The following is a 12,068-nucleotide window of genomic DNA, read 5'->3' on the forward strand; positions in this document are numbered from 1 at the left end:
ACTCCACTCTTTTTTAAAATACAATGCCTACAAAAGCATAAAAATTATTTACTATACATCTGCATCTGTCTATGTCACTTTGAGCTTTCGGTTCGATTCAAAAATGCTTTGAAATTCGTACCTTAATAGGGTCTTTTGACATTTCAGCCCCTAATCATTAAATAGAAAAACCAACACGAAGTTTAAGGTATTTAGATTATGAAAATAGATAAAATTCCAGACTCCATAGACCCAGCATTAGATTTAGACATCATTCGTGCCGAATGCTTAGAACTGGTGCAAAAACGCGCTTACATTTCTGCGGGTGCTGCGGTCGTACCTGTGCCATTTCTGGATGTTGTCATCGATGTCGGAATTTTGTCACAACTCATTCCAGAAGTGAATGCGCGCTTTGGTTTAGCACCCGAACAAATTAGTGTCTATGACCCCGAAACCAAACAAGTGCATTGGCATGAACTGCGCAAACGTGGTGTCGAGTTCTCAGGACTGGTGATTACGCGTACTGCGGTTAAAAGCTCCTTCAACAATATTGCTGCCAAAGTCATTACCAAACAAGTGACTAAATTCATTCCCCTAGGCGGGCAAATTATTGCCGCAAGTTTAGGCTATATGGTCATGAAAAAAGTCGCGGCAGCGCATGTGGAAGATTGTTATAGCCTTGCCAAAGACATTCAGAAAAAACAAAATGCGCAGCTTGTCGGTTAAGCAAACCATTATAAGTCTTGACCATTAAGTAAGGCTGAATGATCTCGCTGCTGAGAGCTTAATCCGCTCTCAGCTGTTTTAAAATGGTTCGCAGCACTTCTAAGCGCGCCATATATTTATCATTGGTGGCAATAATATGCCACGGTGCATGCACCGTACTAGTTCGCTCAAACATATCTGCGGCAGCGTCTAAGTAAGCGTCCCATTTTTCACGATTACGCCAATCATCGGCGGTAATTTTAAAGCGTTTATGCGGTGTTTCTTCTCGTGCTTTAAAACGTACTTCCTGCTCATCTTTACTAATGGCGAGCCAAAATTTAATTACCACGGTTTGGCTGTTGACCAAATCTTTTTCAAAACGATTAATTTCCTCATAAGCGCGTTGCCATTCGACTTCATTGGCAAAACCTTCAACCCGCTCGACCAATACCCGACCATACCAAGAACGGTCAAAAATGGTAATATCTTCATCGGTCTGTAATTTGGTCCAAAAACGCCATAAATAGGGATGACGTAATTCATATTTCTCAGGTGCCGCAATGGTGTGAATATCATATTCACGTGGATCAAGATTTTTCACAATGCGCTTGATCGCGCCACCTTTCCCCGCCGCATCCATCCCTTCAAAAACAATAATCGCTTTACGATCATCGAAGCGCAGGACTTCAGCCACTTTAAGTGACAGTTTTTTAAATTCTGCTTTGTAGTTATCTTGATTGACCGCCTTATTTGCTGGCGCTAATAAAGGTTCAGGAACGGTCGCCTGTTTCCACTTGGTTTTATTTTGGCTTAAATGTTCTGGGCAATGCTCTAAAGCACGTAAAATATGTTGGGCAAATTGTTGATCACGTCGTTTTTCATCTTCACAATCAATCACAATCCAATCATCGGTAAAGCGCTGACGCAGTTTTTGTACATTGTCATATTGCTTTTTATTGCGCCAATCTAAACCATGTAATTTATGCCAATGCACTTCACTCGGCTTCATATTGTCCAGTCGTTTCTGCAAAGATTTCCATGACAAGTCAAACCAGACTTTCACCACATCAACATGGTTATTTTTTAGGTCCTGTTCAAAGGTTCGCATGTCCTCGACATAGGCATCAAACAGGGTTTCATCTAATGGTTTGGACACATGCAAAGCCGTTATTAATAAATCGCTATACCAATTGCCAAACATCACCATAATTTGCCCTTCAGCAGGAATAAAGGGTGCATACGGTTGCCAAAAAGTTTGATTTTGCTTAAATATATTCGGTGCATCGGCTTTGACGCGTAAATAACGCGGATCGACCCATTCACGTAGCTGCTTAACAGATTCGCCCTTACCGGCCAATTCAATGCCGTTGACTAAAATCACCAGACTTTTGGCATTTTTTTGGTCGCGGCTATTTTTTAGAAAATATTGTGCTTCAATCAAATTCAAGGCCAATTCAGCTTCATCCAACAGCTGATTTTCAGTTTTTGCTATTTTTTCTGTTTTTTCTGTAGACATATGGCTTCCAAATCTTTGTATTTATTTCAGTATATCCAAGCATAGAACAACGCTGAATCATAAAATATGCATTTTATGTTGCGTGAAATTGCTGCTTTCTACATTAAACTGACTTCTCTTTAGTCATTTTTATCACAGATTGTCATAGCGAGTTTGCCCATCTCGCTCTAAGATTTAACCATCTAAAAAATAATAGAGATGCTTGATGTCAAAACTGGCTGCATTGGATGACTTACTAGAGTTATATTATCAACTGAATTACCATCAAAATCCTGACATTTTTCAGCGTTTACAAGACGTGCAAGCGTGGCAAAAAACGCGCATGCAAAGCACGCATTTGCGACAGTTTGCTGAAAAGCACAATATTTTAATGTCTGAGTATTTTCTCAATCGCTTATATGGCGGTTCAGATTTTGACGCGTTGGCGGGGCAAATTGCGCGTTTAATGAAATATGCCCATAAAGCAGAAAAACTGATTCCTGAAAATGCCATCAAAACAGGCACATCAGGCGTTTCTTTGGCTATTTTAGCCGTACAGTTGGATGAACAAGTCGCGATGCAATTGCTCAAAGACTACCATCCGCATGAAAAGTTAACCGATGAAATGATGCGTTTGACCTATCTTAAACTGGATCAAGGACAACAACGCCTTCAACAGCTGGATTTACTCGATCAACTGGGCTTGAGCTTAGATAAATATATGCGCTCATTTATGGTCTATACCGCATTTAAAATGTGTAAAGGTGCAGCCAGCAAATACAACTTTCAAGTGATGTATGAATTTATGCAGGATGGCTTTTTAGCGATGAAACCGTTAAAGTCGGCAGAGAAATTTGTCAAAGATTTTACCGCGGTTGAACGCCAAATTATCCATCAAGTTCATGCAGCCGATCCAAATCCATTTCAGTATCAATGATGCTGTTATGGAAATCACAAATTGAACTATGAATAAAAATAAAGAATAGATTTCTGTATATTATTCATAACAATTGCATGCTGATTGCTGTACAACGTCTTAGAATCTGTCATCATGCATGCACTGCAACATTAACCCTATTTTTATGTTAGGAGTGACTCTATGTCTAATGAAAATCAAACGCCTACTTCGACCCCTGAGTCGGCACCAAATACAGACAAAGTAAGTCCTTTCTTAACCGAACCGCTTCCACAAGGTACTGCTCAAGGTCAGCAACAATCCTTACAACAACAGCTGACAAATACCCCTGTTACAGGTTCAGTACCTAAATATAATCTGCCACGTGGTGCCAATACTGGCAATGTCGGTGCAACTACACACTTCGGTTATCAAACGGTCAGCAGTGATGATAAAGCACAGAAAGTGGCTGAAGTGTTCCATTCTGTTGCCAGCAAATACGACATCATGAATGACTTGATGTCGTTCGGTATTCACCGTTTATGGAAACGCTTTGCCATTAATATGTCTGGCGTGCGTCGTGGTCAGCATGTTTTAGATATTGCAGGCGGCACAGGTGACTTAGCCAAAGTCTTTAGCCGTGAAGTCGGTCCTACAGGTCATGTGGTGTTATCTGACATCAATGAATCGATGCTTAATGTGGGTCGTGACCGTTTAATCGATGCCGGTTGTACCAATGTCGATTTCGTTTTAGCCAATGCTGAAACCTTAGAGCCATTTGCAGACAACAGTTTTGACTTGCTGACCATCAGCTTTGGTTTACGTAACGTGACCGATAAAGATGCAGCACTTGCTGCCATGTACCGTGTACTTAAGCCGGGCGGTCGTTTACTGATTTTAGAATTCTCTAAACCTGTATTTGAACCGTTCTCTAAGCTTTATGATTTGTATTCATTTACGGCGTTGCCAATCATGGGCAAAATCATTGCCAATGACTCAGAAAGCTATAAATACTTAGCAGAATCAATTCGCATGCACCCCGACCAACGTACCCTCAAGGGTATGATGGAACAGGCAGGCTTCCAAAACTGTGACTACCACAACTTAACCGGTGGTATTGTTGCGGTTCACCGCGGCTTTAAACTGTAAGGGTTGACGCTATGTGGTCGATTCTGGCACTGGGTGCAGTTGAACGATTCATTCATTATGTCATTGATTTGGATGCGCTTACTCGTATCCAGCTCAATGCACTGCAAGGCAAAATGTTGCGGGTGGTCATTGATGCCCCGCAACTGTCTGTCGATGTGTTTTTTGATGAAAATAAAGTTCGCCTTGAACCTACCGTCACAGGGCAAAGTGAAAAAGCATCTATTTTTGAACAACGTCCATTTGATCAAAATCAACAGCTTTCTGAAGCGACGGCCACATTACAGGTTAAAAATGTGGTTGAACTTTTAAAGTTATTGTTTGCGGATGATGTCGGTAATATCCCCCTGCAAGGTGACTATCACTTGTTGCAAGATATTCAACGCATCATGCAACAAGCCGAACCTGATTTAGCCTCACATTTAAGTCCTTGGATTGGCCCAAGCCTTGCACATGAACTGGGTAAAATTCAGCGCGTACCACAACATTTAAAACGCTCACTGCAAAGTCACTTGTTCTTTGCTGAAGATGCCTTAAAAGAAGATTTAGCCGTATTTGCCCCACGCTGGCAGATGGATGACTTAAATCAAGATACGCGTATTCTCAATCAAAATTTAGATCGTACTGAAGCCAAAATTCAACAGCTTCAAGCACACATTGATGCAGCTGCAACTTCTGCTTCACCTCAAGATTAGGTAATAACATATATGATTCCGCACGTTTCACGTTTACTCGAACTTTGGCGCATCGCCGCGCACTATAGACTCGACACGTTGTTTCCTGCGGAAGAATTACCTGAAAAAGCCCGTCATGCGTTAAGCCTGATTCGCATGCACCCTGCGGCATGGTCCAGTCGTGAGCGCAAAAATCCACTCAAGCTGAAACTCGCTTTAGAGGAAATGGGACCGCTGGCAATTAAACTTGGCCAGTTGCTCTCTACCCGCCGTGATTTGATTGCACCTGAAGTGTTACAGCAATTGGTGTTATTACAAGATCGCGTCAAACCGTTTGACAACCATGTTGCCAAAATGCGCATTCAGGAATCCTTAAAAGCCGATGTAAACACCCTGTTTGCTCGTTTTGATGAGCAACCGCTTGCCGCCGCTTCAATCGCGCAAGTACATACTGCAGCCTTGCATGATGGCCGTGAAGTGGTGGTGAAAGTCACGCGCCCCAATATTCGTCAGCAAATTTTACACGATTTTGAAATTCTGGATTGGCTCGGTGCAGCGTTAGAAAAACGTCTAGAAGCGGCACGAGCACTACATTTATCTGAAATTATTCAGAACTATCGTCAAATTATTCTTAATGAATTGGATTTGACTTTAGAAGCCGACAATACCCGCCGTATGCGCCACTACTTCACTGGCTCAAGCATGATGTATGTGCCTGAAGTGTATATGGACAGCAAAGATGTGATGGTGGCGGAACGGATCACTGGTGTGCCGATTTCCGATATCGCGACCTTTGATAAAATGGGCATGAATCGTGCGGAATTGGCAGAAAAAGGGCTAACCATCTTTTTCACCCAAGTGTTTCGTGACAACTTTTTCCATGCCGATATGCATCCCGGCAACGTCTTTGTCGAAACGATTAACCCAAGCAATCCTCGCTTTATTGCACTGGATTGCGCCATTATGGGTGAGTTGTCTAAACACGACCAAATGACCGTGGCACGCATGTTACTTGCAGTCATGAACAGCAACTTTATGCAACTGATTCTGGTGGTGCATCAAGCAGGTTGGATTCCACCGGGCACCGATCAAGATGCTTTAGCGCGTGAAATGCGTCGTACGGTTGGGCCAATGGTTTCAAAACCGATGCATGAACTGGATTTTGCCGGCATTTTAATTCAAGTGATGGATATTGCACGCCGTTTCCATTTGGAAATTCCACCACAATTGATGCTGTTGTTAAAAACCTTGGTACATGTGGAAGGGTTAGGCACAGATCTGTATCCAGAACTGGATATCTGGAAACTGGCGAAACCGATTTTGACCGATTGGATTAAAGCCAATATGAGTCCAGTCAAAAATATGAAAGAACTGGGTCAGCAAATTCCAGATCTGCTACTCGGTGCACAAGACCTACCTAGCCTGATGATTGACAGCCTCAATGGTTTAAAAAATCAGTCCGCTTGGCACTCCAAACAACTCAATGAACTCCAAAGCATGCGTTTGCAAATGGAACATCAGCAAAAACGTAGTTGGATGTTCGGTAGTGTCATGGCGATTTTGTTAGCCATTGCCATTATTGCACCGTGGTATGTATCCATTTTGCTGATTGTATGCTCAAGCATCCTTGCCATTTGGCGCATCGCGAAATAACCCAATTTTGATAAGTTTTGAATATTCAGCAGCCTGATGATGAAAATGATCAGGCTGTTTTCCATCGAATGACTGATCAGTCAACAAGTGATGAATATCGCCATTGTCGCTAAAGCCTAGCAGCTTAAAATAACAACACACTTGTATATTTATCCTAGGCCATGATGCAAATTCTGCAAAAACACCGCCCTTCTCTGACGATTCGTGCAGGTCATCTTGCACGCCAACTGATTGAAAAAGAAGGTTTACATGCACAGCACGTTGACATTGTTCCCGGTGCGGCAGGTGGTCCAAAAGGCATTGGCATTCAAGGTTTAGACCAAGCCATTTTTGGTGATTTTTTTGCCCAAGCTCCACAGCGCAGAACCTTGATAGGTTCATCGATTGGCAGTTGGCGTTTTGCCAGTATTTTGGCTTGGGGTGCAAAAAAAGGCACTGAACGCTTATCTCATTTATATACCAACCTCTCCTTTCATAAAAAAATGTCACGTCAGGAAGTCGCTCACATTTGCCAAGGCATGTTGATTGAGCTGATTCAAGGTCAAGAACAACAACTGGTTGATCATCCTGACTATCACCTTGCAGTGATTTCAATTAAAGCCCAACACATTTTCCAAAGTGATCTGGCCCTTCCCTTACTTGCCTCTGTGGCAGGTATTATGGGCAGTAATGCACTGGGTCGTAAGCACAATCGTCTGTTTATGCAACGGGTGATTAGCCAACCCTCATCTGGTCAGCAATTTAAAGTAGAGGATGACTTTGTCACCCATTATCAAAGCTTAAATCGGGACAATGCCATCCCTTGGTTAATGGCATCAGCCTCTATTCCCGGTGTCATGGCGGCTATTCGTGACATTCCAGATGCACCAAAAGGCAGTTACCGTGATGGGGGGTTAATTGACTATCACATTGACCTGCCCTTTGAGAGTCAAGGCATTGTGCTGTATCCACACTTTAGCGACAGCATTACCCCCGGTTGGTTCGACAAAATGTTGAAAAAGCGTAAAGCCAATCCTGAAAATCAGGCGCGAACCTTATTGCTTTCGCCTTCGCAAGACTATTTGCAATCCTTACCCCTTGGACGTTTACCCGATCGTAAAGATTTCACCTTAAAAGGTTTAGATCAAAAACAGCGCATTCAGATGTGGAACCAATCTGTGGCTGAAAGTCAGCGTTTGGGTGATGAATTTTTAGAGCTGGTGGAAAAGCAACATTTTCCTGAGGTGATGCAGGATTTATAAAATAACTCGAACTGAAGTCTATCTAACCATAGGCTTTCATTCGAGCTTCATTCAGGTGATGTTTAACTGATTTTGCGCTATAAAAATAAAATAACGCTACTTTTAAAATCAAACATAAGATGCGTATTCAGATCATTCGATGATGATCATGTGTATATTTTTTTCTCAAACAGTCGCTAATCACGTACACTATGGAGTTGCGATTTTAAGTCGCTCTTTTAAATTTTGAACATATTTTTGGTGAAATTATCATGAACAATTTGCAATGGCTCGATGAAGTAAAATTTAACGAACAAGGTCTCATTCCTGCCATTGCACAGCATCATCAAACCGGTCGTATCCTGATGGTTGCATGGATGAACCGCGAGGCTTTGGCTTTAACTGCTGAAAAAAATCAAGCGGTTTACTTTTCCCGTTCACGCCAAAAATTATGGCATAAAGGCGAAGAATCGGGGCATTTCCAAACCGTACATGAAATCCGTTTGGACTGCGATGCCGATGTGATTGTGTTGCAAATTGAACAACATGGTGGCATTGCTTGCCATACCGGTCGTGAATCGTGTTTCTACCGTAAATTGACTGCAAATGGCTGGGAAATAGTCGATGCCCAATTGAAAGATCCAAGCCAAATTTATGCGGAAAAATCGACGAATCCACATACACTGGCAATGAATGCTTCAACGGCTCAATCTGAACAGGTTGAAATTTTGGCTTATTTAGGTCAGATGATGGCAGAACGCAAAAAAGCCAATCCAGACTCATCTTATGTGGCTAAGCTGTATCATAAAGGCTTAAATAAAATCTTAGAAAAAGTCGGCGAAGAAAGTATTGAAAGCATTATTGCCGCCAAAGATTTTAAAGCTGAGCCGAAAGAAGACAATAAAAACGATTTAATTTATGAAGTGGCTGACCTATGGTTTCACACCATTGTGATGCTCGGTTATTTCGACATTGAACCACAAATAATTTTAAACGAACTCGCGCGTCGCCAAGGCTTATCCGGCTTGGTTGAAAAAGCCAATCGTCAACACTAAGCCAATGACTGTGTCTGATCCCAAAAAACCAAGCGCCACCTATGAGCAAGCCATTGCCATCGACAACGCGCGTTTAGGCAAATCCTTTAAAGTGATTGCTTATGCAGGCACAGGTAAAACCACAACTTTGCAAATGATCAGTGATGCCATGCCTGAACGGCGTGGTATGTATCTGGCATTTAATAAAGCCATTGCAAGTGAGGCGCAAAGTAAATTTCATCGCAATGTCGACTGTCGTACCTTTCACTCGCTGGCATTTCGTAGCGTGCCACGTGGCGTGACCGATAAACTGCGTCTGCCGCGTTTAAGCCCGAGTTTCATCGCCAAAGAATATCGACTCCAGCCCATTACCTTACGCCGGATGATGGGTGGACGTTACGAAAAATATGTGATGATGCCCAGTCGTTTGGCCAGTCTGGTCGCCAATGCGGTGAGTTATTTTTGTTCCACCAGTTCGCAATATCCAGCACCACGCCATCTACAAGCACCAAGCTGGCTGCATCCCGATGATATTACTGAATTACAAACGCATCTTTATCCCGCCATTGAACGACGCTGGTTAGAATCGATTGATCCCAACCACCAAGCAGGGATTGGTCACGATATTTATCTGAAACTTTGGGCATTGTCTGAACCGAATATTCCAACCGATTATGTCCTGTTTGATGAAGCACAAGATGCCGACCCATTGATGTTGGGCATTTTACTGCGCCAAAGAAATACCCAAGTGATTTATGTCGGTGATGCCCATCAACAAATTTACGCTTGGCGCGGTGCAGTCAATGCCATGCAACAGCTCCCTTTACCTGAATCTCGCTTAACCACGTCTTTCCGTTTTGGTGAAGAAATTGCATTGAATGCGAATGCCATTTTGGGTGCTTTAAATGAAACAGTTCCTTTATTGGGCAATCCGCATCTGCATTCTAAAGTGGTCAATAAACCGCATACTAAACAACGTGATGCCATTTTATGTCGCACCAATGCACGAGCGATGGAGTTATTGCTCGCCGGTTTAGTGCATGGCGATAAAGTCAGTTTGCAGGCTGATCATGTCAAACTGAACCGTTTTGTCGATGCTGCAAGTATGCTCAAACAAGGCAAACGAGTGACCGATGTACCTGAACTTGCTTGGTTTAACTCATGGCATGATGTACATGAATATTGTGAAACCAATGACGGCAGCGACATTAAACCTTTGGTGAAATTGGTGGATGATCACGGTACAGATCCACTGAAACGTGCCTTAGCTAAAATCAGTCCAATTGAGCATGCCGACTATATTATTTCAACGGCCCACAAAGCCAAAGGCTTGGAATGGGACCGTGTACATATCGAAGATGACTATCAATTTAAGGTCAACGAAAAAGACCATAAAATTAGTGATGAAGAATTAAGATTGCTTTACGTGGCTTGCACACGTGCTAAAGTAAGTTTAAATATTCACCACATTTACGATTTGGTGCAACAACTCAAAAAGCAAATGCCCTTATCGTTGCGTAAAGCTGTGGGAGAATAATTTCAGCTCATTGTGCAATGTAGGTGTTTTATGAAAATCGATACTCTTCAACTCAAACATACCCTTCATTTTGCCGATCTCAAGCTGAAATTTAATGATCAACCCATCACCTTAATTATGGGTGATCAAGGCGCTGGCAAAACCACCATTTTAAAATTCACCTATCAAGCCCTGACGTGGTTTGCAGCGCGTTATAAAGACTTACGTGCAGCAGGCGTAGTCATGCTTGATCAAGACATTATGTTGACCCGCTTACAATCCAAAATTGATATTCGGGTGCAGATCCCCAATGATATTGGTCGCTTAACGGAATCCAGTGAAGCACAAGACCAAGCGCCTTGTTATTGTGATTGGCAACTGTATAAAACCTTAAATAGTCATGGCATTGGCAGCAGCAAAGCCGAAACCCAACACTTAGATAACGTAGTCGAACTGTATCAAAATGCCATCAAACATGATCAGCTCCAAGGCTTACCCTTAATTGCTTATTATCCCGCAGAACGCTTTGTCAATGAAATGAATATTCTGAGTAAGAACAATCCTCTCATTTTTCAAAGCGCACATGCTTATGAAATTTCAGCGATTCCCTTTACCACTTTTAGCCGTTTTTTTGAGTGGTTGCGTGAAGTGAGTGATATTGAAAATGCCCAGATCGCACAATTGTTTCAACAACTGCTCTCCAATCCCTCGCTTCAGAAAAACAAAGAACCTGACTTTTTACAGCACTTATTTCATGCACAAAAGCAGATGCATAGCCCCCATTTAGATGCATTAAAACAAGCCTTAACGACAGTCATTCCTGCTTTAGAAGATCTTTTTGTACAGTACCAACCGAAATTACAATTGATGGTCCGTTATCAAGGCAAAAGCATGCTCTATCAACAACTGTCGAATAGCGTGAAAAATTGGATTGCCTTGGTCGGCGATATCGTCCGGCGTTTATGCTTACTCAATCCGAACAGTTTATATCCCTGCCTTGAAGGCGACGGCATTTTACTGATCGATGCGATTGATCATCAACTGGATCAAAATACGGCTCAAGTGATTTTACCGCGCTTACATCAGGCTTTTCCGCGGCTACAAATTATTGCCACAGGTAATCGCAGTGAATTACTGGAACATGCAGCCGAATACCAATGCTTAAAAATTGAAAATAAACAAATTTTTGATATGCAGCTGCAACCGTTACAGGACAAATTTGATCGTATTTATGAAAACTTGGCGTTTAATGATGAAGTGATGGAAACCGATCGTTTACTTGAACCCGTATTAGACAGTGTCACACCGCAAAGCCTATGGCAACACATCCAACAGCATTTAAGCCCAGAGCAACAAAATGAATTACTCGATTTAATGAATGCGCAAGATGACACCTCTTCACAGCAATCTTTGCCATAACACAAACCTAACCGCTTAAATTGCACTCAAAAAAGTTCAATTTGTAAAAATGTGGAGTGCTTGATTTTCATCTGCTTAAGCATGCTACACCAAGATTGTAGGGATGGGCATATAATATGTTACGTATGCGCAAAAATAATTGATGTTGTTTTATTCATGTAATAAGATCGAGGATATGTGAAGTTTTATAGTAAAATCCGATTTTACTATTACTTTTTACAAGTTGCGCAACACAGCTTGTTTTTCAATATTTTTAACTCCGATTGGCTTTCAAGATTTAAAAGTTTGGATTGCTCTTTGCGATCCTGTAGTCCTTGAAAGATAACATTCAC

At 42.1% G+C, this 12,068-nt stretch carries 10 protein-coding genes; 9 read left to right on the plus strand and 1 reads right to left on the minus strand.

The features are described from left to right. The first annotated feature begins 198 nt into the window (after positions 1 to 198). Positions 199 to 705, plus strand: a complete 507-nt coding sequence (locus tag F994_RS09000) for a hypothetical protein (protein WP_004650000.1) — start codon at positions 199 to 201, stop codon at positions 703 to 705. A gap of 58 nt (positions 706 to 763) precedes the next feature. Here F994_RS09000 and pap read toward each other — a convergent pair whose 3' ends face one another. After that, positions 764 to 2,200, minus strand: coding sequence for a polyphosphate:AMP phosphotransferase (gene pap / locus F994_RS09005; RefSeq protein WP_004650001.1), 1,437 nt, complete (start codon positions 2,198 to 2,200; stop codon positions 764 to 766). 205 nt (positions 2,201 to 2,405) lie between these two features. On the opposite strand from pap, the gene F994_RS09010 reads away from it, so the two are divergent. The 8 genes from F994_RS09010 to F994_RS09045 all read left to right on the plus strand — a co-directional run bounded on the left by F994_RS09010 (position 2,406) and on the right by F994_RS09045 (position 11,736). Beyond that, positions 2,406 to 3,116 (plus strand): DUF8198 family protein, encoded by a 711-nt coding sequence (locus F994_RS09010; protein ID WP_004650002.1) that lies wholly within the window; start codon positions 2,406 to 2,408, stop codon positions 3,114 to 3,116. A 162-nt stretch (positions 3,117 to 3,278) separates the two neighbouring features. Further along, positions 3,279 to 4,223 carry a bifunctional demethylmenaquinone methyltransferase/2-methoxy-6-polyprenyl-1,4-benzoquinol methylase UbiE gene (ubiE, locus tag F994_RS09015; protein ID WP_004650003.1) on the plus strand — a complete coding sequence of 315 codons (945 nt, stop codon included), beginning with the start codon at positions 3,279 to 3,281 and terminating at the stop codon, positions 4,221 to 4,223. Positions 4,224 to 4,234: 11 nt separating this feature from the next. Further along, a complete protein-coding gene (locus tag F994_RS09020; protein ID WP_004650004.1) occupies positions 4,235 to 4,915 on the plus strand; it encodes a ubiquinone biosynthesis accessory factor UbiJ in 681 nt (226 codons plus the stop codon). A 12-nt stretch (positions 4,916 to 4,927) separates the two neighbouring features. Beyond that, on the plus strand, positions 4,928 to 6,547 hold the full coding sequence (locus tag F994_RS09025; RefSeq protein ID WP_004650005.1) for an ABC1 kinase family protein: 1,620 nt from the start codon (positions 4,928 to 4,930) through the stop codon (positions 6,545 to 6,547). 161 nt (positions 6,548 to 6,708) lie between these two features. Then, the gene (locus F994_RS09030) at positions 6,709 to 7,788 is read left to right on the plus strand and encodes a patatin-like phospholipase family protein (protein WP_034696965.1); all 1,080 of its coding nucleotides are present in this window, start codon (positions 6,709 to 6,711) and stop codon (positions 7,786 to 7,788) included. A 251-nt stretch (positions 7,789 to 8,039) separates the two neighbouring features. Then, positions 8,040 to 8,822 carry a bifunctional phosphoribosyl-AMP cyclohydrolase/phosphoribosyl-ATP diphosphatase HisIE gene (hisIE, locus tag F994_RS09035; RefSeq protein WP_004650007.1) on the plus strand — a complete coding sequence of 261 codons (783 nt, stop codon included), beginning with the start codon at positions 8,040 to 8,042 and terminating at the stop codon, positions 8,820 to 8,822. Between the two features lie 10 nt (positions 8,823 to 8,832). After that, complete coding sequence (locus F994_RS09040) at positions 8,833 to 10,338, plus strand: UvrD-helicase domain-containing protein (protein ID WP_034696991.1); 1,506 nt, start codon at positions 8,833 to 8,835, stop codon at positions 10,336 to 10,338. Between the two features lie 30 nt (positions 10,339 to 10,368). Further along, entirely contained in the window at positions 10,369 to 11,736 is a 1,368-nt protein-coding gene (locus tag F994_RS09045) for an AAA family ATPase (protein WP_004650010.1), read from the plus strand. Positions 11,737 to 12,068 lie beyond the last annotated feature (332 nt).

Origin of the sequence: Acinetobacter bohemicus ANC 3994, from assembly GCF_000367925.1 — a bacterium.
Classification (GTDB): Bacteria; Pseudomonadota; Gammaproteobacteria; order Pseudomonadales; family Moraxellaceae; genus Acinetobacter; species Acinetobacter bohemicus.